The 24085-nt window shown below is 58.9% G+C and carries 21 protein-coding genes; 18 read left to right on the forward strand and 3 right to left on the reverse strand.

Translation table 11 applies throughout. From position 1 onward, the window contains the following. Positions 1-2919, forward strand: a complete 2919-nt coding sequence (locus ACRESH_RS08625; protein ID WP_431741589.1) for a CHAT domain-containing protein — start codon at positions 1-3, stop codon at positions 2917-2919. A 98-nt stretch (positions 2920-3017) separates the two neighbouring features. On the opposite strand, the gene ACRESH_RS08630 is transcribed toward ACRESH_RS08625, so the two are convergent. Both ACRESH_RS08630 and ACRESH_RS08635 read right to left on the reverse strand, forming a co-directional pair. Next, a complete protein-coding gene (locus ACRESH_RS08630) occupies positions 3018-3500 on the reverse strand; it encodes a hypothetical protein (protein WP_431741590.1) in 483 nt (160 codons plus the stop codon). A gap of 7 nt (positions 3501-3507) precedes the next feature. Beyond that, positions 3508-4215 (reverse strand): peptidoglycan-binding protein, encoded by a 708-nt coding sequence (locus ACRESH_RS08635; RefSeq protein WP_431741591.1) that lies wholly within the window; start codon positions 4213-4215, stop codon positions 3508-3510. 266 nt (positions 4216-4481) lie between these two features. On the opposite strand from ACRESH_RS08635, the gene ACRESH_RS08640 reads away from it, so the two are divergent. From ACRESH_RS08640 to ACRESH_RS08670, 7 genes are all read left to right on the forward strand, one after another. Beyond that, entirely contained in the window at positions 4482-4613 is a 132-nt protein-coding gene (locus ACRESH_RS08640) for a hypothetical protein (RefSeq protein ID WP_431741592.1), read from the forward strand. A 142-nt stretch (positions 4614-4755) separates the two neighbouring features. Further along, on the forward strand, positions 4756-5109 hold the full coding sequence (locus ACRESH_RS08645; protein WP_431741593.1) for a DUF4398 domain-containing protein: 354 nt from the start codon (positions 4756-4758) through the stop codon (positions 5107-5109). A 14-nt stretch (positions 5110-5123) separates the two neighbouring features. Further along, entirely contained in the window at positions 5124-5915 is a 792-nt protein-coding gene (locus ACRESH_RS08650) for an OmpA family protein (protein WP_431741606.1), read from the forward strand. A 204-nt stretch (positions 5916-6119) separates the two neighbouring features. Beyond that, positions 6120-7565, forward strand: a complete 1446-nt coding sequence (locus ACRESH_RS08655; RefSeq protein WP_431741594.1) for a PLP-dependent aminotransferase family protein — start codon at positions 6120-6122, stop codon at positions 7563-7565. 130 nt (positions 7566-7695) lie between these two features. Then, complete coding sequence (locus ACRESH_RS08660; protein ID WP_431741595.1) at positions 7696-8115, forward strand: translation initiation factor 2; 420 nt, start codon at positions 7696-7698, stop codon at positions 8113-8115. Positions 8116-8243: 128 nt separating this feature from the next. Then, entirely contained in the window at positions 8244-8498 is a 255-nt protein-coding gene (locus ACRESH_RS08665) for a YkgJ family cysteine cluster protein (protein ID WP_431741607.1), read from the forward strand. A 32-nt stretch (positions 8499-8530) separates the two neighbouring features. Next, entirely contained in the window at positions 8531-9136 is a 606-nt protein-coding gene (locus ACRESH_RS08670; RefSeq protein WP_431741608.1) for an START domain-containing protein, read from the forward strand. A 131-nt stretch (positions 9137-9267) separates the two neighbouring features. Here the strand turns inward: ACRESH_RS08670 and gltA are convergent, their stop codons facing one another. Next, entirely contained in the window at positions 9268-10557 is a 1290-nt protein-coding gene (gene gltA, locus ACRESH_RS08675; protein WP_431741596.1) for a citrate synthase, read from the reverse strand. Between the two features lie 350 nt (positions 10558-10907). Here gltA and sdhC point away from each other — a divergent pair, with 350 nt between their 5' ends. From sdhC to brnQ, 10 genes are all read left to right on the forward strand, one after another. Next, entirely contained in the window at positions 10908-11294 is a 387-nt protein-coding gene (gene sdhC / locus ACRESH_RS08680; protein WP_174446946.1) for a succinate dehydrogenase, cytochrome b556 subunit, read from the forward strand. Beyond that, a complete protein-coding gene (gene sdhD, locus ACRESH_RS08685; RefSeq protein WP_431741597.1) occupies positions 11288-11656 on the forward strand; it encodes a succinate dehydrogenase, hydrophobic membrane anchor protein in 369 nt (122 codons plus the stop codon). The genes sdhC and sdhD overlap by 7 nt, the downstream gene beginning before the upstream one ends. A 3-nt stretch (positions 11657-11659) precedes the next feature. Beyond that, positions 11660-13432 carry a succinate dehydrogenase flavoprotein subunit gene (sdhA, locus tag ACRESH_RS08690; RefSeq protein WP_431741598.1) on the forward strand — a complete coding sequence of 591 codons (1773 nt, stop codon included), beginning with the start codon at positions 11660-11662 and terminating at the stop codon, positions 13430-13432. A 12-nt stretch (positions 13433-13444) separates the two neighbouring features. Continuing rightward, positions 13445-14149, forward strand: coding sequence for a succinate dehydrogenase iron-sulfur subunit (locus tag ACRESH_RS08695; protein ID WP_431741599.1), 705 nt, complete (start codon positions 13445-13447; stop codon positions 14147-14149). Positions 14150-14395: 246 nt separating this feature from the next. Beyond that, complete coding sequence (locus ACRESH_RS08700) at positions 14396-17227, forward strand: 2-oxoglutarate dehydrogenase E1 component (RefSeq protein ID WP_431741600.1); 2832 nt, start codon at positions 14396-14398, stop codon at positions 17225-17227. A gap of 42 nt (positions 17228-17269) precedes the next feature. Further along, the gene (odhB, locus tag ACRESH_RS08705; protein ID WP_431741601.1) at positions 17270-18484 is read left to right on the forward strand and encodes a 2-oxoglutarate dehydrogenase complex dihydrolipoyllysine-residue succinyltransferase; all 1215 of its coding nucleotides are present in this window, start codon (positions 17270-17272) and stop codon (positions 18482-18484) included. 93 nt (positions 18485-18577) lie between these two features. After that, positions 18578-20014, forward strand: a complete 1437-nt coding sequence (lpdA, locus tag ACRESH_RS08710) for a dihydrolipoyl dehydrogenase (protein WP_431741602.1) — start codon at positions 18578-18580, stop codon at positions 20012-20014. Positions 20015-20189: 175 nt separating this feature from the next. Further along, a complete protein-coding gene (gene sucC, locus ACRESH_RS08715; protein WP_038613110.1) occupies positions 20190-21356 on the forward strand; it encodes an ADP-forming succinate--CoA ligase subunit beta in 1167 nt (388 codons plus the stop codon). Then, on the forward strand, positions 21356-22240 hold the full coding sequence (gene sucD, locus ACRESH_RS08720) for a succinate--CoA ligase subunit alpha (RefSeq protein ID WP_038613108.1): 885 nt from the start codon (positions 21356-21358) through the stop codon (positions 22238-22240). The genes sucC and sucD overlap by 1 nt, the downstream gene beginning before the upstream one ends. A gap of 308 nt (positions 22241-22548) precedes the next feature. Continuing rightward, positions 22549-23862 carry a branched-chain amino acid transport system II carrier protein gene (brnQ, locus tag ACRESH_RS08725; protein ID WP_431741603.1) on the forward strand — a complete coding sequence of 438 codons (1314 nt, stop codon included), beginning with the start codon at positions 22549-22551 and terminating at the stop codon, positions 23860-23862. Positions 23863-24085 lie beyond the last annotated feature (223 nt).

Here is a 24085-nt window from a genome sequence, read left to right on the forward strand (position 1 = left end):
GTGCGCAGCAATCGGATCACGCCGCCAATCTATGCCAACGATGTGTTCGCCTTGTACAGCCAGACATCAACGCCGTCCGCGCGCGAAGAGCTGCCGCCGCTGGCGGTGACGGTGAGCAACTGCAACCTGAAGTTCACTCGTGACCCGTTGATCGTTGGCCACTATGCTAGCGCCGGTCTTACTGGCAGCGAACGGGTGGTTGATGAAATGGTCGGCGGGCTGCTGGGTGAAGCCTTGAAGATTGGGCTTTATCCTTCAGCGCCACGCAGCAACCAGGTGTTCATGAATATCGCCTCCAACGGCGAGAACCCACTGCAATTGCCACGCCCCGAAGCGGCCATTGTGGTTGGCCTGGGGCAAGAAGGTAAGTTGAGCTCCAGGGAACTGCTGGAAACCGTGCGCCAGGGCGTCTTGGCCTGGGCTCAACGCCTGTCCGAACAGCACCGTGGTGCGCCGGTGCTGTTCGAGATCGCTGCCGCGTTAATCGGCAGCGGCGGGGCCGGGATGTCGCCGGGGCAGTCGGCCGCATTGATTGCTCAAGGCGTGCGTGAAGCCAACAACCGACTCCAGCAGAAAAACTGGCCTACTGTCAGCCACTTGAATTTGACCGAGCTCTATCTGGATCGCGCCACCGAGGCCTGGCGCGCGATGCGGATGCTGGCGGTGTCGCGCCCCAACGATTTTCTTGTCACGGCAACCATTAAAGCCGGCACCGGTTGGTTGCGTCGGCCGTTGGAAGGCGGCTATCGAAGCACTCGCTACGACTTCATTTCCGCTATCACTCAGTACGATGAAAATCAGCTGCCGATGATTGCCTACACCTTGGACACTAAGCGTGCCCGCGCTGAGGTTCGGGCGCAGTCGACGCAAGTGGCATTGTTGCACGAGTTGATCAGCGCCTCATCGAACCAGCCCTCGGCCGCGAGCAGCCTCGGACAGACGTTGTTCAAATTGCTGGTGCCGCTGGAAATGGACACGTACCTGAGCGGTACCACGGAAATGCAGATCGAACTGGATAGCTCCACTGCAAGTGTTCCTTGGGAGCTGCTCAATACCGACCGTAATCCGAGCGAACGCCAGGATGAAGATCAGGAACCCTGGGCAATTCGCAGCAAACTGCTGCGCAGGTTGCGGACCGAGTACTATCGCGAACAGGTGCTCGACGCCACTGCCGATGATTATGTGTTGATCATTGGCGAGCCGCTTGCCGATGCCCAGCGTTACCCGCGACTGCCAGGTGCGCGCAACGAAGCTCGGGCCATCTCCCGCCTGTTCGAAAGCGCGCTGTCGGCCGACAAGGTCAAGTCGTTGATAGCCGAAGACACCGCCCCCTCTCTCAAGGTTAATGCCCTGGCGGTAACCAGCACCTTGCTGGCCCACGACTGGCGGATCGTGCATATCGCCGGTCACGGTGAGCCGCCGTTGTTCGAGATGCCTGTGCTGCAGGACATGGACTCACCGAACAAGAATGCTGAAACACAGGCCAGAATGATCAGCCCACGGGGGGTCGTACTATCCAATAACATCTTCCTCGGCCCGCAAGAGATAAAAAGCATGCGTGAGGTGCCCGAACTGGTGTTCATCAATTGCTGTTACCTGGGGGCTCTCGACTCGACCAAGTTGTTGAAGGTCGCGCACCTTAAGTACGATCGCACACGTTTTGCAGCGACGGTGGCCGAGGAGCTGATTGCTATCGGGGTACGTTGTGTCGTTGTCGCCGGCTGGGCGGTGGACGACGCTCCGGCCGCCCTGTTTGCTACCCACTTTTACAGCCAGTTGTTGAATGGCAATCGGTTCATTGATGCGGTGGCATCGGCACGTCGGGTGGCCTGGAAGGCCGCCCCTGGAAGCAACACCTGGGCAGCCTTTCAGTGCTATGGCGACCCGGACTGGGTGTTCATCCGCACACCGAGAGATGCCAACCAGCCTGTGTCGGTTGCGGACCAAGGCTTCGACACCATTGCCTCGTACCAGAGCTTGGTGCTGGCATTGGAAATCCCCATCGATGACAGTCGCTACAAGAAGGTTCCAAGGCTGCAAGTCATCAACATGATCCAGGCCCTGGAAAGCCGCTTTGGCCACCTGTGGATCGACATTGGCCAAGTGTGCGAGGCTTTCGCCCAGGCTTGGGCGGAAGCAGGGGAGTCCGACCGCGCGATCGGCTGGTTCGAGTGCGCCATCAGTGCCAATGACGCAAGCGCCAGCCTCAAGGCCAGCGAGCAGTTGGGGGAGCTGCGGGCGCGCCGCGCCTGGTTGCAAGTCAATCTGGCCGGGAACTTACCGCAACAAGAGATGAGTGCGGTGCTGAGTTCGGCGCGCAAGCAAGCCGGTGATGCGATCGAGCTGCTGGCCCGTGTCTGCGACTTGCAGCCGACTCCGGGGCGTAACAGCCTCTGCGCTACCGCGTACAAATTCCTGGCCTGGATCGAAGTGCTGGCCAAGGATAGCGAAGCCGAGCAGAAAGCCTTGCGACAGATGGAGCGGTATTTTGCCACTGTTGAGCAATGGACCCTCGCCAACGACCCCAGCCATCTCTACGAGCCGGCCCTGGGGCGTCTGGCTGCGAAGCTGTTTGACGCGGAGCCTACAGCAGCGGTCCAGACCGACCTCATGCAGTTGCAGGCACAGATCAAGCCCTGGGTGGAAAGTTACCCGGATTTCCACAACGTTGCCGCGATGATCCTCACCGCTCTGTACGTGGCGTTGCACAGCGGCAAGTTGAAGCCCGCTGCGGCTCGGTTGCTGAGTGAGTTCGCCGAGCTGAAACGGCGGGTACCGGCCGTGCTGAACTGGCGTGAGGTGCAGATGCAGGCTGATTTTGTGTTGGACCGCTACATGACTACGGCCAGCAAAGGCGAGAAAGCAGCAGCGAAGGCGTTCAAAGAGAGGATGACAGACTGGGCAACAGCGCAGGATTGAGGCGCGCCACTACCCTCTGTTGGTGAGACAGCGTGTCCTTCGGGTATAGCAGCCTGCTGCCTGGGGGAAGATGAAACCATCTCAATGTCGATTCATTTTCAGCGCGTTTTTTGCTGCTGCGTGGTTTTTTCCGGTTGGGGGCATTCAAGGGATGCTGCGCATGAGTTGTGCCAGGTAACATAAATCGCCGCCAGTACGAGCACGATAGAGATTGAGTGAAACAACCGGACTAGAAGGGGAGGCGTCGCCCGGACAACCAGTTTCTCGCCGACCGGGCCGGTGTTCTTTGTGGCCAACTCCACTGCGTCGCCGAATTGTTCGAGCTCCTTTTGGGAAAAATTAATCACCCATTGATTGGCGACGGCAAAAATCAAGTAGCTCAGGAATATCAACACATAGGTTGAAGTGAGCCAGTGTGTTTTGTCGCCGCCAACGGTGTAGCCAAGCACCGCAAGGGACACCACCTGAAAATAGGTCCAGAGCTTATGCAGGCTATCGCTCTGCTTCTGGTAGATGTCAAAGGCTTCCTTGAGCGATATGTCGGTAATCGCTTGCTGGGGTTCGGTCGTTATCGGTTCCATTGTCCTTTCAGGGCCACTCGATTTTCAGTGCGCGGGCGGTCGAAGGGCCGACGATGCCGTCGGCGACCAGGCGGTGAGTGGCCTGGAAGGCAATCACCGCTGCCGTGGTATGCGGACCGTACTCGCCATCGATCCTTCCGGGGTCGATGCCCAGCGCCTTCAGGCGGTTTTGGACTTCTTTGACTTTGGCACTTTTGATGTTCGGCTCTTGCAGGCGAAGGAATTGCGGTTGTGGCTTGAAGCGCGGTACACGAAGGTCGCTGCTATAGGCGACGTTCGGCACTCGGCAGATATGGTCCCAGATCCGGCCGCTGACATTGCCAGCGCGAACGCCCAAGTTGGTGCCCGCTGCTTCCATGGTCTTGCCGTTGCCATCGGTAATGGCGACATGGCCCATCCGGCCGGGTAGCGGAGGTTTACGGATGAGAATGACCCCGGCCGTGAGCATAGCGTCGGACTCATCGGTGGTGATCAGGGTGCCATTCTTTGCGTCTCGGACCCAGGCGCCGGAGTAGGCTTCAGTGGTGGCTGGATTACCGGTGTTCTCGATGCATCCATACAGCTGCTTGAGTTTCTGGTACAGCACCCAGGAGACGAACTCCGCACAGTCCCACGGGCCGCTCCAATGCGGATTGTCCTTGGGGACCAGCACATTGACGTACTTCTGGCCTTTCTTTGTGGCGGCCAATGCGAAGAGCTCTTGTCCGGTGACCATGGCGTGACCCTCTGGTGGCAGTGCAGGTGGCTCAGTCGAGTAGCACCGCCTGCCGCATCTTCTCCAATCGGGACTACAAAGCGTGGGGCCGTGGCGGCGACGTCCTTTGCGGGCCTCCCGGCAGGCAGTGGGTGGACACTGACTTGACGCATTTCAATTGACGGTAGCTTCGGCCTGGGAGATTGTCCAATCGTGCGGGATGGCCTTGCCTATGATCATGAATGGTCGTATGCATGTGCTGCGTTAGAGGGAAGGAGCTACTGCTCGTGCGCTACCGTATTGAACATGGTCGGACAAAAACAGATGAAAAGAAGGTTACTATTGCCGCCCGCGCGCAGCGCGATGTGAAGCTCCAAGATCGCTTGGCTGGTCCCTGTCAACGAAATGTTGATATCTGAAACTCGAGTCCTGAGGGCTAAACAGAACGATCCCGACGTGGCCGAGCTGGTTTCGGAAAAATCTGAAAGATAGTTACTAGTAGTAAGGGGCTGAATTAGCTTGAAAATATCGAACTTAACAGTTACCAAGGTTCCATATTCTGTGAGAATCCAACCATTATTCGCAGCCCTAGCGCTGCTGGCGCTGGCCGGGTGTGCCAATGATCCGGCGCCCAATGAGCAGCTGCGCCTGTCCGAGCAGGCACTTGAGCAAGCCAAGGCCGTCGGTGCGACCGATGCGGTGGCGGAGCTGAAGATGGCCGAAGACAAAATGGCCCGGGCCCGGGTCAACATGAGCAGCGAAGCCTACCGCGATGCGCGCATGCGCGCTGAACAGGCTGAGCTCGATGCGCGCCTGGCCGAGGCGCGGGTGTTGACCAGCAAGAGCAAAGAGCAGCTGGACCTGCTGCAATCGCGGGTCAATCGCCTGCGCAAACAGTTGGGGGAACAGCCGTGAGTTCGATCAAACCTATGGCGGCCTTGCTGCTGCTCGGACTCGTCGGTCTGCAGGGCTGTGCCAGTCAACGCAGCGAGTCGGCGCTGGATGAAGCGACGGCCAAGTTCCAGACCGTCAAGGACGATTCCAATGTGCTGCGCAGCGCGCCGCGTGATGTCATTCGCGCGGGTGAATCGTTGGCCCGGGCCGAGCGTCTGTCCAGCTACCTGGGGACCGGTGCCGATGTGCGCCACTATGCCTATCTGAGTCAGCGTTACAGCGACATTGCCCGCGAACACAGCAATCTGGTGCTCAGCCAGGAGCGCCTGGCCAAGCTCGAACTCGAACGTCAGCGCCTGCAACTGGCATTGCGTGAGGCCAAGCTCACCAGTGTGCAGCAACAGGGCAAGTGGCTGGAGGCGCAGATTGTCAGCCTGGCAACGACCCAGAGTGATCGTGGTCTGGTCATGACGCTGGGCGATGTGCTGTTCGATACCGGTCGTGCAGAGTTGAAGAATTCGGCCAGTCGTACGGTGCTCAAACTTGTGCAGTTCCTGCAACTCAACCCCAAGCGTGTCGTGCGTATCGAGGGTTACACCGACAGCACTGGCGCTTCGCAAGACAACCTCAAGTTGTCCCGTGACCGAGCTCAGGCAGTGGCGGATATGCTGGTCGACCTGGGGGTCGACGAGAAGCGCATCCAGGTCGAGGGTTATGGCGACCAGTACCCGGTCGAAGCCAACGCTTCGGAGCGGGGCAGGGCGCAGAACCGTCGGGTCGAGATCGTCTTTTCCGACGAGAAGGGCAAACTTGGCGCAGCGCGCTGACAGCAACCGTTGAAAAACCCGGTGAGTGCCCCTCATCGGGTTTTTTTATGAGCGAGAGAAAGGCGGGGGTAGGGGCTGTCACACAACTGTATTGTCGACTATTCTGCAATCTGTCCCAGTACACTTTGCAACTGTTCCGGTATTCTGGCTCGAACTTCGAGTCATACAAAAATAACTACATTGCCTGCGTGTCGAGAACCGAACATGACCAACCTGTTGCTCTACCAGCGCATCGCCCAGCAACTGGCCGAAGACATTCGTCGTGGTGTCTATCAGCCGGGCGAGCGGGTGCCGTCGGTGCGCAAGATGAGCTCGCAGCTCAATGTCAGCCATGCCACGGTACTGCAGGCCTATGCCAATCTGGAAGACCAGGGGCTGATCCGTGCTCGTCCGCAGTCCGGCTACTATGTGCACCAGACCCCGGCACTGACCGCGCAGACTCCGGATATCGCTCGGGTCGAACGTCCAGGCCTGGTCACCCGCAGCAGCATCATCCAGCAAGTGCTGACCGAGGCGCGACGCGACGGTGTGTTCCCGTTCGGCGCGGCAGTCCCCCATGTTGACTACCTGCCGGTGCGGGCGCTGCATCAACAACTGGCCAAGGTCACCCGCTTTCATAGTCCGCGGGCCTTCAGCTATATGTTCAGTCCGGGCTTTGAGCCCTTGCGTCGGCAGATCGCCATCCGCATGCGTGACGCCGGAGTGGTGGTCGATCCCAGTGAGGTGGTGGTCACCCATGGGTGCGTCGATGCGTTGCAGATGTCGCTGCGGGTGTTGACCAAGCCGGGTGATCTGATCGCCGCCGAATCGCCGACTTACTATGGCCTGCTGCAACTGGCCGATCTGTTGGGGTTGAAGGTCATCGAGATTCCCAGCGATCCGTCTACGGGTATCAGCCTGGAGGCCTTGCAGCTTGCGGCCAATCAGTGGTCGATCAAAGCGCTGGTATTGACGGCACGTCTGAGCAACCCGCTCGGCGGCACTATTCCGGAAGATCGGCAGAAGCAGCTGCTGCGCCTGGCTTCGGACTTCGACATCCAGATTGTCGAAGACGATATCTATGGCGAACTGATGTTCGAACAGGGCAAGACCAAGGCGCTCAAGGCCTTTGATCGTCTGGGGCGGGTGATTTATTGCTCAAGCTTTTCCAAGACCCTGTCGCCAGGGGTGCGTATCGGCTGGATGATTGCCGGCAAGTACCAGGCGGAAATCCAGCGCCTGCAAACCTTCAGCACGCACTCGGCCTGTAGTGTGACCCAGATGGGGGTTGCCTCTTATCTTGAGAATGGCGGCTATGATCGACACTTGCGCTATATCCGCCAGGAGTACCGAAAAAACCTCAGCGCCTATCAGTTGGCGGTGCAGCAGCATTTTCCCGAAGGCACGCAGATGACCAGGCCGACCGGCGGTTTCATTCTCTGGGTGAGTCTGCCCGGGCGGGTTAACACCCAGGAGCTGCATGTGCGAGCGCTGCAGCAGGGGATCAGTATCGCGCCGGGGCTGATCTTCAGTAATACCGAGCAGTTCAACCACTGTATTCGCCTGAACTGCGGTATCCCCTGGAATCGCGAGGCGGAGCGCGCCTTGATGACCCTGGGCATGTTGGCCAGCCAGCTGTGTCAGGAGTCGGGGACGGCAAACTTTTTCTAGGCTTGCCAGCAGTCTCGGGAACGGGGAGCATATAGCTCTTTGCGGATGATTTTCGGTGTATATGAAAGCCTTGTCTCGGGTTGGCCTGTTCCTGTGTTTGCTGGGGCTTCTGGCTGGCACCGGGAGTGCGATGGCTCAGACGCCACCTGGCGCTGCGCCGACAAAGCAGGCCAATGCCGCGACGAAAGCCAAGCCAGTCGTCAAGCAAAAGCAGGTCAAGGCGGCACCGGTGAAGAAAAAACCAGCTGCCAAGCCAGTCCGGCATAAAGCGAGACAGAAGGGCAAGGCTGCCCCGGCACCTTTACCGGCAACCAAGGTCGACCTGCGTCTGCCGGCGGATATGGTCAAAGACCTCAAGCCGGCGAGCCAGGATCCGGTGTCTACGCCCAAGCCCCTGCTGCCTTATCTGTTTGGCGAGAAGCCTCCCTCGGATAGCCCGTTTCAGCTCAACGGTCGGTTGCTGAGCAACGAAATGCAGCTGCAGCTGCGTAATGATGCTCGCCAGCAGGACATCGAAGGCGCCGCGATCGAATTCGAGTTCAAGCAATAGTTGTCGCAGTGAACGATTGGTCATGGCAGGTCGTTTGAGTTTTCATGTTGCCGGTAATTTCAAACGACCGTTTAAGCGGTTACTATTCCGCTTCATTGATCATTTGCTGTTCCGAGGATTCTGTTGTCATGAACTGCCGTGAAGGATGTGGCGCTTGCTGCATCGCACCCTCCATCAGCTCACCGATTCCTGGTATGCCCAAGGGCAAGCCGGCGGGCGAGCGGTGTTTGCATCTGTCGCTTGCCAATCTCTGTGGACTGTTCGGCAAGCCTGAGCGACCTGCGGTGTGTGGCGGCTTCAAGGCCGATGTCGAGGTGTGCGGCAGTGATCGCGATGAGGCGGTCAGGATTCTGGGATGGCTGGAGCAAATGACGGCGGCTTGAAACGTGGATCTTCGACAACAAGGAATAAGAGTATGGGATCGTTTAAGCAAATTGCAGTGGTTTTCGGGTTGAGCGCCATGCTGGTACCGATGGTGCATGCCGAAGATTGGAAAGTGGCCAAGGACGAAGACGGGATCAAGGTTTCTCTGGGTGAAGTTGCCGGGTCCGAGTACAAGGCCTATCGCGGAGTAACGCTGATCAAGGCGCCGCTGGCAAAAATCAAGGCTCTGCAAGAAGACGTTGCGGGTGCATGTACCTGGATCCATGAGTGCAAGTCGCAAAAGCTGCTCAAGGCCGAGGGCGATCAGAGCTGGACCTACACTCAGTTCAATACGCCATGGCCGGTCACTCCGCGCGATTCCATTCTGCACGTCACTACCACTCAGGCCGCCGATGGCAGCTTGACTCGCAAGCTTGAAGGTTTGCCGAAGTATTTGCCTGAAGAGAAGGGCTTTGTGCGCGTGGCCAAGGTTGAGGGCTTCTGGAAGCTGCAGCCCAGGGACGGTGGTACCGAGGTGACTTATCAGGTGCATACTGAGCCAGGTGGCAGCGTGCCGTCGATGGTGGCGAACAAATTCGTCGTGGATGCGCCTTTCAATACCTTGAAGGCTTTGAAGGCGAAGGCAGAGAAGCCTTGAATCGAGCAGTACAGTACAGCGTTATATAAAGAAGCTGATAACTGTAGGATTGTGGGCGCGGATAAATCCGCTCCTACAGCAAATAAAAAAGGCTGCCCGAGGGCAGCCTTTTTTCGTGTTCAGCGCAGGGCTTACTTGCGGTCTTCCAGCTTGACGATGTCGCGTGCTTCGTAGCCGGTGTACAGCTGGCGTGGACGGCCAATCTTGTACGGGCTGGAGAGCATTTCTTTCCAGTGCGAGATCCAGCCGACGGTCCGCGCCAGTGCGAAGATCACGGTGAACATGCTGGTCGGAATGCCGATCGCCTTGAGGATGATCCCCGAGTAGAAGTCGACGTTCGGGTACAGCGAGCGCTCGATGAAGTACGGATCGGTCAGGGCGATCTCTTCCAGGCGCATGGCCAGTTCCAGCTGCGGATCGTTCTTGATGCCCAGCTCGCGCAGGACGTCGTCGCAGGTCTGTTTCATCACGGTGGCGCGTGGGTCACGGTTCTTGTAGACGCGGTGACCGAAGCCCATCAGTTTGAACGGATCGTTCTTGTCCTTGGCCTTGGCGATAAATTTGTCGATGTTCGAGACATCGCCGATTTCATCGAGCATGGTCAGCACAGCTTCGTTGGCGCCGCCGTGAGCCGGGCCCCAGAGTGCAGCGATGCCGGCAGCGATACAGGCGAACGGGTTAGCGCCCGACGAGCCGGCCAGGCGCACGGTGGACGTCGAAGCGTTCTGTTCGTGGTCGGCGTGGAGGATGAAAATCCGGTCCATTGCCTTGGCCAGTACCGGGCTGATCGGTTTGATCTCGCACGGGGTGTTGAACATCATGTGCAGGAAGTTTTCCGCGTACGACAGGTCGTTGCGCGGGTACATCATGGGTTGACCCATGGAGTACTTGTACACCATCGCCGCCAGGGTCGGCATCTTGGCAACCAGGCGGACCGCGGAGATTTCGCGGTGCTGCGGGTTATTGATGTCCAGCGAGTCGTGGTAGAACGCCGACAGGGCGCCAACCACGCCGCACATGACGGCCATCGGGTGGGCGTCGCGGCGGAAGCCGTTGAAGAAGGACTTCAACTGCTCGTGCACCATGGTGTGATTCTTCACGGTGCTGACGAACTGGGCCTTCTGCTCGGCATTCGGCAGTTCGCCGTTGAGCAGCAGGTAGCAGGTCTCGAGGTAATCGGATTTTTCGGCGAGCTGTTCGATCGGATAGCCGCGGTGCAGCAGGATACCCTTGTCGCCGTCGATATAAGTGATCTTCGACTCGCAGGATGCGGTCGCCATGAAACCAGGGTCGAAAGTGAAGTGACCCGTGGCCCCCAACCCTCTAACGTCGATAACATCGGGACCAACGGTGCCGGTTAAAATGGGCAGCTCGACGGGGGCTGCGCCCTCGATGACCAACTGCGCTTTTTTGTCAGCCATGTGGCCTCCTATTAATGCTTGAAATCATCAGACAGACCCCCCACGCAGGGCCCGCACCACTATAGTGAGATAAATTCGAATGTCAATTTGCCTAAAGCACGGTTGTAAAGGGCTTTGGGCACGGTTTTTCCTCGAAATTGCCGCCCGTTTACGCCTTTTATCCGCTAAAGGCAATGCGCTATTTGGGCTAGGGGCTTGCGTTGTCATTAGTAGCCTAACTGTCTATAATCGGCCCCCGACCGCCAGGGGCTTACAAGCCCGTGTTGCTGGGGTCGTCACTCCCTGGGTGGTGGGTACCTGACCAGTACACTTACCAACAACTTTGCCCTGCTTGCTAGGGGCTCTTCAGTGTGAAAAAAGCCGTGAAAAGCCAACGACCTGTAAACCTAGACCTAAGGACCATCAAACTCCCCATTACCGGCGTTACGTCATTTCTTCACCGTGTTTCCGGCATCATCCTCTTCCTGGGCCTTGGCATCATGCTTTATGCATTGGGCAAATCCCTGGGTTCGGAGGAAGGTTTCGCCGAGGTGAAGGCATGCTTGACCAGTCCGCTGGCCAAATTCGTGGCATGGGGCCTCCTGTCCGCCTTGCTGTATCACTTGGTAGCCGGTGTGCGCCACTTGATCATGGACATGGGCATCGGTGAGACGCTGGAAGGCGGAAGACTGGGCTCGAAAATTATCATTGCCGTCTCTGTGGTGGTGATCGTGCTGGCAGGAGTTTGGATATGGTAACCAACGTCACGAACCTCTCGCGTTCGGGCCTCTATGACTGGATGGCGCAGCGCGTTTCTGCGGTCGTTCTCGCGGCTTATTTCATTTTCCTGATCGGATACCTGGTCGCGCACCCGGGCATCGAGTTTGCCCAGTGGCACGCTCTGTTCTCCCACAACGCGATGCGTATTTTCAGTCTGCTGGCACTGGTTGCCCTGGGCGCTCACGCCTGGGTCGGCATGTGGACCATCGCTACCGACTACCTGACGCCGATGGCGCTGGGCAAGTCGGCGACTGCCGTACGTTTCCTGTTCCAGGCGGTATGTGGTGTCGCGATGTTCGCGTACTTCGTCTGGGGTGTGCAGATTCTCTGGGGTATCTGATTCATGGCTAACATTCCTACGATTTCATTCGATGCCATCATCGTTGGTGGTGGTGGTGCCGGCATGCGCGCTGCGCTGCAGCTGGCCCAGGGCGGTCACAAGACTGCCGTGATCACCAAGGTCTTCCCGACCCGTTCGCACACCGTATCGGCCCAGGGTGGCATCACCTGCGCCATCGCTTCGGCCGACCCGAACGATGACTGGCGCTGGCATATGTACGATACCGTCAAGGGCTCCGACTACATCGGTGACCAGGATGCTATCGAATATATGTGTCAGGAAGGTCCTGCTGCGGTCTTCGAACTGGACCACATGGGTCTGCCGTTCTCGCGTACCGAAACCGGCCGTATCTACCAGCGCCCGTTCGGTGGCCAGTCCAAGGACTTCGGTAAAGGTGGCCAGGCCGCCCGCACCTGTGCCGCTTCCGACCGTACCGGTCACGCGCTGCTGCACACCCTGTACCAGGGCAACCTGAAAGCAGGCACCACGTTCCTGAACGAGTACTACGCTGTTGACCTGGTGAAGAACCAGGAAGGCGCGTTCGTCGGTGTGATTGCAATCTGCATCGAAACCGGCGAAACCCTGTACATCAAAGCCAAGGCCACCGTATTGGCCACTGGCGGTGCAGGCCGTATCTACTCCTCCACTACCAACGCCCTGATCAATACCGGTGACGGTATCGGCATGGCCCTGCGTGCAGGCGTTCCGGTCCAGGACATCGAAATGTGGCAGTTCCACCCGACCGGCATCGCCGGCGCAGGTGTACTGGTCACTGAAGGTTGCCGCGGTGAAGGCGGTTACCTGATCAACAAGCACGGCGAGCGTTTCATGGAACGTTACGCGCCTAACGCCAAAGACCTCGCTGGTCGTGACGTTGTGGCCCGCTCCATGGTTAAAGAGATCATCGCCGGTAACGGCTGTGGCCCTAACGGCGACCACGTGATGCTCAAGCTCGACCACCTGGGTGAAGAAGTACTGCACAGCCGCCTGCCAGGTATCTGCGAGCTGTCCAAGACCTTCGCTCACGTCGACCCTGTCGTTGCGCCGGTTCCTGTCGTTCCAACCTGCCACTACATGATGGGCGGCGTTGCCACCAACATTCATGGTCAGGCGATGACCCAGGACGCCGACGGCGTAGACCAGATCATCCCGGGTCTGTTCGCAGTCGGTGAAGTGGCGTGCGTATCGGTTCACGGTGCCAACCGCCTGGGCGGCAACTCGCTGCTCGACCTGGTGGTCTTCGGTCGTGCTGCTGGCCTGCACCTGGAAAAAGCGCTGACCGACGGTATCGAATACCTCGACGCCAGCGACACCGACATCGACGTTGCCCTGAGCCGCCTGAACAAGCTCAACGAGCGCAACAGCGGTGAAGACGTGGCTACCCTGCGTCGCGAGCTGCAAAGCTGCATGCAGAACTACTTCGGTGTATTCCGTACTGGCGAATACATGCAGAAGGGTATCGAGCAGCTGGCGCAACTGCGCGAGCGTATCGCCAACGTCAAGATCAACGACAAATCCCAGGCCTTCAACACCGCGCGTATCGAAGCGCTGGAGCTGCAGAACCTGCTGGAAGTCGCTGAAGCCACTGCAATCGCTGCAGAAGTGCGTAAAGAGTCCCGCGGTGCTCATGCCCGTGAAGACTTCGAAGACCGTGACGACGAAAACTGGCTGTGCCACACCCTGTACTTCCCGGGCGAAAAACGGGTTGCCAAGCGCGCCGTCAACTTTGCGCCGAAAACCGTACCGGCGTTCGAGCCAAAAGTCCGGACTTACTAAGGGGTGGTCGCTATGTTGCAAGTCGAAGTCTATCGTTACAACCCCGATACCGACTCTGCGCCGAAGATGCAGGCGTTCCAGATCGATACCGGTGGCAAGGACCTGATGGTCCTGGATGTGTTGGCACTGATCAAAGAACAGGATGAAGGTTTCTCGTATCGTCGTTCTTGCCGCGAAGGGGTTTGCGGTTCCGACGGTATGAACATCAACGGCAAGAACGGCCTGGCCTGCATCACGCCGCTGTCGGCAGTGGTCAAGCGTAACAAGCTGATCGTCCGTCCGTTGCCTGGGCTGCCGGTTATTCGTGACCTGGTCGTCGATATGAGCATCTTCTACAAGCAGTACGAGAAGGTGAAGCCATTCCTGCAGAACGACACGCCGGCTCCGGCCATCGAGCGTCTGCAGTCGCCGGAAGAGCGTGAGAAGCTGGACGGTCTGTACGAGTGCATCCTGTGCGCTTGCTGCTCGACCTCCTGCCCATCGTTCTGGTGGAACCCTGACAAGTTCCTCGGTCCAGCTGCACTGCTGCAGGCCTATCGCTTCCTGGCCGACAGCCGTGACACCAAGACCGAGGAACGTCTGGCTGCGCTGGATGACCCGTTCAGTGTGTTCCGCTGCCGCGGGATCATGAACTGCGTAAACGTTTGTCCTAAAGGTCTGAACCCGACCAAGGCAATCGGTCACGTACGTAACATGTTGCTGCAAAGCGGTGTCTGATTTTTAAAATGTTGTACCCGTAGCACGCCGAGGTGCGGGCCTTTGCCCGCACCAAGGTGAAACTCGAGCGAGGGCCCAAAAAGCCCGAGCTTTTACCTATGAAGATATGAGACCAGCAGGGGCTTCCGGGCTGGTACCCGGAAAATCTGTGGGATCCTTGGTGGCTTGGTTCGGTCGCTGCATCAGGACTTTTCCAGGCTTGCTATGGCTCTCGCCGATCCGTCCCCTAACCGAGGGTGACCAAGCATGCAAGAAAGCGTGATGCAGCGCATGTGGGAAAGCGCCCACCTTTCAGGTGGTAACGCTGCATATGTGGAAGAGCTCTACGAGCTCTACCTGCACGACCCTAACGCTGTGCCAGAAGAGTGGCGCACTTACTTCCAGAAGTTGCCCGCCGAAGGCAGCACCGCTACCGATGTATCGCACTCTACAATCCGCGACCATTTCGTACTGCTGGCAAAGAACCAGCGCCGCGCCCAACCGGTTTCCGCCGGGAGCGTGAGCAGTGAACACGAGAAGAAGCAGGTTGAAGTACTGCGACTGATCCAGGCCTACCGTATGCGCGGCCACCAAGCCGCCAAGCTCGACCCCCTGGGGTTGTGGCAGCGCCCTGCGCCAGTAGACCTGTCGATCAATCACTACGGCTTGACCAATGCCGATCTTGATACGACCTTCCGTGCCGGCGACCTGTTCATCGGCAAAGAGGAAGCGAGCCTACGCGAAATCTTCGACGCGTTGCAGCAGACATATTGCCGCACCATTGGCGCCGAATTTACCCACATCGTCGACTCCGAGCAGCGCAGCTGGTTCCAGCAGCGTCTGGAGAGCGTTCGTGGGCGCCCGGCTTTCTCGGCGGATGTCCAGAGCCACCTGCTCGAGCGTGTGACCGCAGCAGAAGGTCTGGAGAAGTACCTGGGTACCAAATACCCGGGCACCAAGCGTTTTGGCCTGGAAGGCGGCGAGAGCCTGATTCCGATGCTGGACGAGCTGATTCAGCGTTCCGGTTCCTACGGCACCAAAGAAGTTGTCATCGGCATGGCCCACCGTGGCCGTCTGAACGTGCTGGTCAACACCTTTGGCAAGAACCCGCGTGAACTGTTCGACGAGTTCGAAGGCAAGAAAAAGGTCGAGCTGGGCTCCGGTGACGTTAAATACCACCAGGGTTTCTCGTCCAACGTGATGACCGCCGGTGGGGAAGTCCACCTGGCCATGGCGTTCAACCCTTCGCACCTGGAAATCGTCTCGCCAGTAGTTGAAGGCTCGGTACGTGCCCGTCAGGATCGTCGCAACGACAGCGTTGGCGACAAGGTGCTGCCGATTTCCATCCACGGTGACGCGGCATTTGCCGGTCAAGGCGTGGTCATGGAAACCTTCCAGATGTCGCAGACCCGCGGTTTCAAGACCGGCGGTACCGTGCACATCGTGATCAACAACCAGGTTGGTTTCACCATCAGCAACCCGCTGGACTCGCGTTCCACCGAGTACTGCACCGACGTCGCCAAAATGATTCAGGCGCCGATCCTGCACGTCAACGGTGATGATCCGGAAGCAGTGCTGTTCGTGACCCAGCTGGCAGTCGATTACCGCATGCAGTTCAAGCGTGACGTGGTCATCGATCTGGTCTGCTACCGTCGTCGCGGCCACAACGAGGCCGACGAGCCGAACGGCACCCAGCCGCTGATGTACCAGCAGATCTCCAAGCAGCGCACCACCCGCGAGCTGTACGCCGACGCCCTGACCCAATCGGGTCGTCTTGACGCCGAACGCGTCCAGGCCAAGGTCGACGAGTACCGTAACGCGCTGGACAACGGCCTGCACGTAGTGAAAAGCCTGGTCAAAGAGCCGAACAAAGAGCTGTTCGTCGACTGGCGTCCGTATCTGGGCCACGCCTGGACCGCGCGTCACGACACTCGCTTCGATCTGAAGACCCTGCAGGAACTGTCGGCCAAGCTGCTGGAACTGCCGGAAGGCTTCGTGGTTCAGCGTCAGGTTTCGAAGATTTACGAAGACCGCCAGAAGATGCAGGCCGGTGGCTTGCCGATCAACTGGGGCTACGCCGAAACCATGGCTTACGCGACCCTGGCATTCGAAGGTCATCCGATTCGCATGACTGGCCAGGATATCGGTCGCGGCACCTTCTCTCACCGTCATGCGGTGTTGCACAACCAGAGGGACGCCAGCACCTACATCCCGTTGCAGAACCTCTACAAAGGCCAGCCACGTTTCGACCTGTACGATTCGTTCCTGTCCGAAGAGGCGGTCCTGGCATTCGAATACGGTTACTCGACCACCCAGCCAAACGCGCTGGTGATCTGGGAAGCCCAGTTCGGCGACTTCGCCAACGGTGCCCAGGTGGTTGTCGACCAGTTCATCACCAGCGGCGAGCACAAGTGGGGCCGTCTGTGCGGTCTGACCATGTTGCTGCCACACGGTTATGAAGGGCAGGGGCCTGAGCACTCCTCGGCACGTCTGGAGCGTTACCTGCAGCTGTGCGCCGAGCACAACGTCCAGGTTTGCGTACCGACCACGCCGGCTCAGATCTACCACCTGCTGCGTCGTCAAGTCATCCGTCCGCTGCGCAAGCCGCTGATCGTACTGACGCCAAAGTCGCTGTTGCGCCACAAGCTGGCCATCTCGACCCTGGAAGAACTGGCCGAAGGCTCGTTCCAGACCGTGATCCCGGAAGTCGATGCCCTCGATCCGAAAAAGGTTTCTCGCCTGGTCCTGTGCAGCGGCAAGGTCTACTACGACCTGCTGGAAAAACGCCGTGCCGAAGGCCGCGAAGACATCGCTATCGTGCGTATCGAGCAATTGTATCCGTTCCCTGAGGACGATCTGGTCGAAATCCTCGCGCCTTACACCAACCTGAAAAACGTTGTGTGGTGCCAGGAAGAGCCGATGAACCAGGGCGCCTGGTACAGCAGCCAGCACCACATGCGTCGTATCCTGACCCGCCACAAAAAAGAGCTGGTCCTGGAATACGCCGGTCGTGAAGCTTCGGCAGCACCTGCCTGTGGTTACGCTTCGATGCACGCCGAGCAGCAGGAAAAACTGCTGCAAGACGCCTTCACCGTTTAATGCCATCGCGCACTAGAAACCGAATTTAAGGAACCACTGATAATGGCTATCGAGATCAAAGCCCCTACTTTCCCGGAATCGGTTGCCGATGGCACCGTTGCCACCTGGCACAAGCAACCGGGCGAAGCCGTCAAGCGTGACGAACTGATCGTCGACATCGAGACCGACAAGGTTGTCCTGGAAGTGCTGGCTACCGCCGACGGCGTACTGGGCGCTATCGTCAAGGGCGAGGGCGAAACCGTCCTGTCCGACGAAGTCCTGGGTTCGATCCAGGCAGGTGGCGTTGCTGCTGCTCCTGCCGCTGCCGCTGCCGCTGCCGCCGCCGCGCCTGCTGCCGCTGCTGCTGGCGACGAAGACGCCATCGGCGCTCCGGCTGCTCGCAAGCTGGCCGAAGAGAACGGCATCGCCCTGAACAGCATCAAGGGCACCGGCAAAGACGGTCGCATCACCAAGGAAGACGTTGTAGCTGCCATCGAAGCGAAGAAATCCGCTCCGGCTGCCGCTCCAGCTGCCAAGCCTGCTGCCGCCGCTGCGCCGATCGTTGCGACTGGCGATCGTACCGAGAAGCGCGTGCCGATGACCCGCGTGCGTGCAACCGTGGCCAAGCGCCTGGTCGAAGCGCAGTCGAACATGGCCATGCTGACCACCTTCAACGAAGTCGACATGACTGAAGTCATGGCCCTGCGTTCGAAGTACAAGGACCTGTTCGAGAAGACCCACAACGGCGTTCGCCTGGGCTTCATGTCGTTCTTCGTCAAGGCTGCCACCGAAGCGCTGAAACGCTTCCCGGCTGTCAACGCCTCGATCGACGGTTCCGACATCGTCTACCACGGCTACGCGGACGTCGGCGTTGCCGTTTCCAGCGACCGTGGCCTGGTGGTACCGGTTCTGCGTAACGCCGAGCTGATGAGCCTGGCTGAAATCGAGAACGGCATCGCCACCTTCGGCAAGAAGGCACGCGATGGCAAACTGTCGATCGACGAAATGACCGGCGGTACTTTCACCATCACCAACGGTGGCACCTTCGGTTCGATGATGTCGACCCCGATCGTCAACCCGCCACAGGCTGCTATCCTGGGCATGCACAACATCATCCAGCGTCCTATGGCCATCAATGGCCAGGTCGTGATCCGTCCGATGATGTACCTGGCGCTGTCCTACGATCACCGCCTGATCGATGGTAAAGAAGCCGTGACCTTCCTGGTGACCATCAAGAACCTGCTGGAAGACCCGGCTCGTCTGCTGCTGGACATCTGATAAACAGCTGCAAGCTGCAAGCGATGAGCCTCACCTAGAAGTGGTTCGTCTTGCAGCTTGCAGCTTGTCGCTTGAAGCTAAAAGGAATCTTTTATGACCCAGAAATTCGACGTGGTAGTGATTGGCGCAGGTCCTGGCGGCTACGTAGCTGCTATCAAGGCCGCGCAACTCGGTCTGAGCACTGCCTGTATCGAGAAGTACACCGACGGCGAGGGCAAGCTGGCTCTCGGCGGTACCTGCCTGAATGTGGGTTGCATTCCGTCCAAGGCGCTGCTGGACAGCTCCTGGAAATACAAGGAAGCCAAAGAAAGCTTCAACGTCCACGGTATCTCCACCGGCGAAGTCAAAATGGACGTCGCTGCGATGGTTGGCCGTAAAGCCGGCATCGTCAAGAACCTGACCGGCGGTGTTGCCACCCTGTTCAAGGCCAACGGCGTTACTTCGATCCAGGGCCACGGCAAGCTGCTGGCTGGCAAGAAAGTCGAAGTCATCAAAGCTGACGGCAGCACCGAAATCATCGAAGCCGAAAACGTGATCCTGGCTTCCGGTTCGCGTCCGATCGATATTCCACCGGCTCCGGTCGACCAGAACGTCATCGTCGACTCCACCGGCGCCCTGGAGTTCCAGGCCGTACCGAAGCGCCTGGGCGTTATCGGTGCTGGCGTTATCGGCCTGGAACTGGGTTCGGTCTGGGCTCGCCTGGGCGCAGAAGTGACCGTCCTGGAAGCCCTGGACACCTTCCTGATGGCCGCCGATGCCGCCGTCTCCAAGGAAGCCCTGAAGACCCTGACCAAGCAAGGTCTGGACATCAAGCTGGGCGCCCGCGTGACCGGCTCCAAGGTCAACGGCGCTGAAGTCGAAGTGACCTACACCGATGCCAACGGCGAGCAGAAGATCACCTTCGACAAGCTGATCGTTGCGGTCGGCCGTCGTCCAGTGACCACTGATCTGCTGGCTGCCGACAGCGGCGTGACCATCGACGAGCGTGGTTTCGTGTTCGTCGACGACTACTGCGCTACCAGCGTTCCGGGCGTCTACGCCATCGGCGACGTGGTACGTGGCATGATGCTGGCGCACAAGGCCTCGGAAGAGGGCATTATGGTTGTCGAGCGCATCAAGGGCCACAAAGCCCAGATGAACTACGACCTGATCCCGTCGGTTATCTATACTCACCCGGAAATCGCATGGGTCGGTAAAACCGAACAGACCTTGAAGGCTGAAGGCGTTGAGGTTAACGTGGGCACCTTCCCGTTCGCGGCCAGCGGTCGTGCGATGGCTGCCAACGACACCGGTGGTTTCGTCAAGGTCATCGCCGATGCCAAGACCGACCGCGTTCTGGGTGTACACGTGATTGGCCCATCGGCTGCCGAACTGGTGCAGCAGGGTGCAATCGCAATGGAATTCGGCACCAGCGCCGAAGACCTGGGCATGATGGTTTTCTCTCATCCGACCCTGTCCGAAGCGCTGCATGAAGCCGCGCTGGCTGTGAATGGCGGTGCCATTCACGTCGCCAACCGTAAGAAGCGTTAAATAATAAGAAACCACGGCGGGTGGCCCGTCGTGAGTCTTGCGTGCATGACTCACCGCGGAAAGTCCGCCGGACTCGAACTCCCGGAGCATACCGGGGGCAAGTGGTCACAGGTGGCGCGGCACTCCCAAAGAGCGCAGCGCCGAAGCGCAGTACCTAACGAAGACGGTAAAAAGCATGAATCTTCACGAGTATCAGGGTAAGCAGCTGTTCGCTGAATACGGCCTGCCAGTTTCCAAGGGTTTCGCAGTCGACACCCCTGAAGCTGCCGCAGAAGCCTGCGAAAAGATCGGTGGCACCGAGTGGGTTGTCAAAGCCCAGGTTCACGCCGGTGGTCGCGGTAAAGCGGGCGGCGTCAAGCTGGTTCGCAGCAAAGAAGACGCCAAGGCGTTCGCTGCGCAATGGTTGGGCAAGCGTCTGGTAACCTACCAGACTGACGCCAACGGTCAGCCAGTGACCAAGATCCTGGTCGAATCCTGCACTGACATCGCCAAAGAGTTGTACCTGGGCGCTGTAGTCGACCGTTCGAGCCGTCGTATCGTGTTCATGGCCTCCACCGAAGGTGGCGTGGACATCGAGAAAGTCGCTCACGACACTCCTGAGAAGATTATCAAGGCTACTATCGATCCACTGGTCGGCGCTCAGCCATTCCAGGGTCGTGAACTGGCGTTCCAGCTGGGTCTGGAAGGCAAGCAAGTTGCACAGTTCGCCAAGATTTTCGTCGGCCTGGCCAAGCTGTTCAAAGAACACGACCTGGCCCTGCTGGAAGTAAACCCGCTGGTCATCAAGGCCGACGGCGACCTGCACTGCCTCGATGCGAAAATCAACATCGACGCTAACGCCATGTACCGTCAGCCTAAGCTGAAAACCTTCCACGACCCGTCGCAAGACGACCCTCGTGAAGCCCACGCTGCCAGCTTCGAGCTGAACTACGTGGCCCTGGAAGGCAACATCGGCTGCATGGTCAACGGTGCCGGCCTGGCCATGGGTACCATGGACATCGTCAACCTGCACGGCGGTAAGCCAGCCAACTTCCTCGACGTAGGTGGTGGTGCTACCAAAGAGCGCGTTACCGAAGCTTTCAAGATCATCCTGTCCGACAGCAATGTCGCGGCCGTTCTGGTCAACATCTTCGGCGGCATCGTTCGCTGCGACATGATTGCCGAAGGCATCATCGGCGCGGTGAAAGAAGTCGGCGTGAAAGTACCGGTTGTTGTCCGCCTGGAAGGTAACAACGCTGAACTGGGTGCTAAAGTACTGGCAGAAAGCGGTTTGAACATCATTGCGGCAACCAGCCTGACCGACGCTGCTCAACAAGTTGTCAAAGCTGCGGAGGGCAAGTAATGAGCGTCCTGATCAATAAAGACACCAAAGTCATCTGCCAGGGCTTCACCGGCTCGCAAGGTACTTTCCACTCCGAACAAGCCATCGCCTACGGCACCAAGATGGTTGGCGGCGTGACTCCGGGCAAGGGCGGCACCACGCACCTGGGTCTGCCAGTGTTCAACACCGTTAAAGAAGCCGTTGCGGCTACCGGTGCTGATGCTTCGGTTATCTACGTTCCGGCTCCTTTCTGCAAAGACTCGATCCTGGAAGCGGCTTTCGGCGGTATCAAGCTGATCGTCTGCATCACCGAAGGCATTCCTACCCTGGACATGCTCGACGCCAAGGTCAAGTGCGACGAACTGGGTGTTACCCTGATCGGCCCTAACTGCCCAGGCGTCATCACTCCGGGCGAGTGCAAGATCGGCATCATGCCAGGTCACATCCACTTGCCAGGCAAGGTCGGTATCGTTTCCCGTTCCGGCACCCTGACCTATGAGGCGGTCAAGCAGACCACTGACGCCGGTTTTGGTCAGTCCACCTGCGTTGGTATCGGTGGTGATCCGATCCCAGGCTCGAACTTCATCGACATCCTGAAGCTGTTCCAGGAAGACCCGAAGACCGAAGCGATCGTCATGATCGGTGAGATCGGCGGCTCGGCTGAAGAAGAAGCGGCTGCCTACATCAAGGCTAACGTGACCAAGCCTGTGGTTTCCTACATCGCTGGTGTTACCGCTCCTGCGGGCAAGCGTATGGGTCACGCTGGCGCGATCATCTCCGGCGGCAAAGGCACTGCAGACGAGAAATTCGCTGCACTGCAAGACGCTGGTGTGAAGACCGTGCGTTCGCTGGCAGACATCGGCAAGGCCCTGGCCGAGCTGACTGGCTGGGAAGTGAAGAAGTAATAGCTGCCCAGTAAACAAAGAGGCCACCTTCGGGTGGCCTCTTTGTTTCTGTCGGATTTGGTATTACCAAGTGATACCTGGATTGCTGTCATCAAGGCGACAAACATATGCGCTCATCGGACACCTCGTCTGGCAGCGGTGCGCGGCTGGTGCAACTTGGTTACACTGTGCGCACTTTCGTGTCGGTGCCCCAAAAGGGTACGGGCATGCTTTAAAGGGCTTGTCTCACCCGGACGGGCTACATATTTCCCTCACCCAAGGGGAAATCCCTCTCTAAATCCCGATTTCAGAAGTGTGGTATTTCCTTAATGAAAGTGTTGAAAGGCCAGGACATCCTGGCGCTTGGTTTTATGACGTTCGCGTTGTTCGTCGGTGCGGGCAATATCATCTTCCCGCCTATCGTTGGCCTGCAGTCCGGTCCTCATGTGTGGATGGCGGCGCTGGGCTTTCTGATCACTGCGGTAGGCCTGCCGGTTATCACGGTTGTCGCCCTGGCCAAGGTTGGCGGCGGCATGGACGCACTGAGCAGCCCTATCGGTAAGGTTGCCGGTGGCTTGCTTGCGGCTGTCTGCTATCTGTCGGTCGGCCCGCTGTTCGCGACCCCGCGTACGGCTACGGTATCGTTTGAGGTGGGCTTGGCGCCGCTGACCGGCGAAAGCCCGACGGCGCTGTTCATCTACAGCCTGGTGTACTTCCTGGTGGTGCTGGCTGTGTCCATGTACCCCGGCAAGTTGCTCGATACTGTAGGTCGCTTCCTGGCACCGCTGAAGATCATCGCCCTGGCGGCCTTGGGCATTGCCGCATTCATGCTGCCGGCTGGCACCAGCGGTGACGCACTGCCGGCCTACGAGGCTTCAGCGTTCTCCCAAGGCTTTATCAATGGCTACCTGACCATGGATACCCTGGGTGCGCTGGTGTTCGGCATCGTTATCGTCAATGCCATCCGTTCCCGGGGTGTCGAGTCGCCGCAGCTGATTACCCGTTACGCCATCATTGCCGGCCTGATCGCCGGTGTCGGCTTGGCACTGGTGTATATCAGCCTGTTCCGCCTGGGCGCGAGCAGCCATGAAATCGCCGCCGGCGCTACCAACGGTGCAGCGGTCCTGCATGCTTATGTGCAGCACACCTTTGGTTCGCTGGGCAGCGGCTTCCTCGCCGTATTGATCGCTCTGGCTTGCCTGGTTACCGCAGTGGGCCTGACCTGTGCCTGTGCCGAGTACTTCAGCCAGGTGCTGCCGTTGTCCTATCGCACCCTGGTAGTGATCTTGTGCGGCTTCTCGCTGCTGATCTCCAACCTCGGCCTGACCAAGCTGATCATGTTCTCGATCCCGGTACTGACCGCCATCTACCCGCCGTGCATCGTGGTTGTGGGCCTGAGCTTCTGCAAAGAGCTGTGGAACTCTCAGGTGCGCATCCTGGCGCCAGTGATGCTGGTGTCGCTGCTGTTCGGCATGGTTGACGCCATCAAGGGCACCAGTCTGGCTCATATGCTGCCCGACACTCTGGCGCACCTGCCATTGAGTGATCAGGGCCTGGCCTGGCTGGTTCCTTCGGTCGTGACCCTGGCGCTGGCCGTGGCCTGTGACCGCATGCTGGGCAAGCCGCGCGAAGCGCTGGCCTGAGAGGATAGGCCTCAAGCCTGACGTCGGCCACAAGCCATAGCGCGTCGGGCAGGGCAGATTCCAAGCCCCGTATCCGCAAGGATGCGGGGCTTTTTCGTTGTGCGCCCAGCATGGGCGCAATCTTGCGGGTGAAAGTCCCGCCGTGAGCTGACCACAGCGAACGAAGTGAAGCGCAACTGCATGAGGGCGACCAAGTGTGGGGAGGAAGCGTGAATCGAAACCG

The organism is Pseudomonas sp. (assembly GCF_050739775.1).
Lineage (GTDB): Bacteria > Pseudomonadota > Gammaproteobacteria > Pseudomonadales > Pseudomonadaceae > Aquipseudomonas.

Coding starts and splice junctions, on each gene's coding strand:
- ACRESH_RS08630 (WP_431741590.1), bottom strand. CDS start 3,500: ATGGAACCGATAACGACCGAACCCCAGCAAGCGATTACCGACATATCG.
- ACRESH_RS08635 (WP_431741591.1), bottom strand. CDS start 4,215: ATGGTCACCGGACAAGAGCTCTTCGCATTGGCCGCCACAAAGAAAGGC.
- ACRESH_RS08650 (WP_431741606.1), top strand. CDS start 5,124: ATGGCGGCCTTGCTGCTGCTCGGACTCGTCGGTCTGCAGGGCTGTGCC.
- ACRESH_RS08655 (WP_431741594.1), top strand. CDS start 6,120: ATGACCAACCTGTTGCTCTACCAGCGCATCGCCCAGCAACTGGCCGAA.
- ACRESH_RS08660 (WP_431741595.1), top strand. CDS start 7,696: ATGGCTCAGACGCCACCTGGCGCTGCGCCGACAAAGCAGGCCAATGCC.
- ACRESH_RS08665 (WP_431741607.1), top strand. CDS start 8,244: ATGAACTGCCGTGAAGGATGTGGCGCTTGCTGCATCGCACCCTCCATC.
- ACRESH_RS08670 (WP_431741608.1), top strand. CDS start 8,531: ATGGGATCGTTTAAGCAAATTGCAGTGGTTTTCGGGTTGAGCGCCATG.
- gltA (WP_431741596.1), bottom strand. CDS start 10,557: ATGGCTGACAAAAAAGCGCAGTTGGTCATCGAGGGCGCAGCCCCCGTC.
- sdhD (WP_431741597.1), top strand. CDS start 11,288: ATGGTAACCAACGTCACGAACCTCTCGCGTTCGGGCCTCTATGACTGG.
- sdhA (WP_431741598.1), top strand. CDS start 11,660: ATGGCTAACATTCCTACGATTTCATTCGATGCCATCATCGTTGGTGGT.
- ACRESH_RS08695 (WP_431741599.1), top strand. CDS start 13,445: ATGTTGCAAGTCGAAGTCTATCGTTACAACCCCGATACCGACTCTGCG.
- ACRESH_RS08700 (WP_431741600.1), top strand. CDS start 14,396: ATGCAAGAAAGCGTGATGCAGCGCATGTGGGAAAGCGCCCACCTTTCA.
- odhB (WP_431741601.1), top strand. CDS start 17,270: ATGGCTATCGAGATCAAAGCCCCTACTTTCCCGGAATCGGTTGCCGAT.
- lpdA (WP_431741602.1), top strand. CDS start 18,578: ATGACCCAGAAATTCGACGTGGTAGTGATTGGCGCAGGTCCTGGCGGC.
- sucC (WP_038613110.1), top strand. CDS start 20,190: ATGAATCTTCACGAGTATCAGGGTAAGCAGCTGTTCGCTGAATACGGC.
- sucD (WP_038613108.1), top strand. CDS start 21,356: ATGAGCGTCCTGATCAATAAAGACACCAAAGTCATCTGCCAGGGCTTC.
- brnQ (WP_431741603.1), top strand. CDS start 22,549: ATGAAAGTGTTGAAAGGCCAGGACATCCTGGCGCTTGGTTTTATGACG.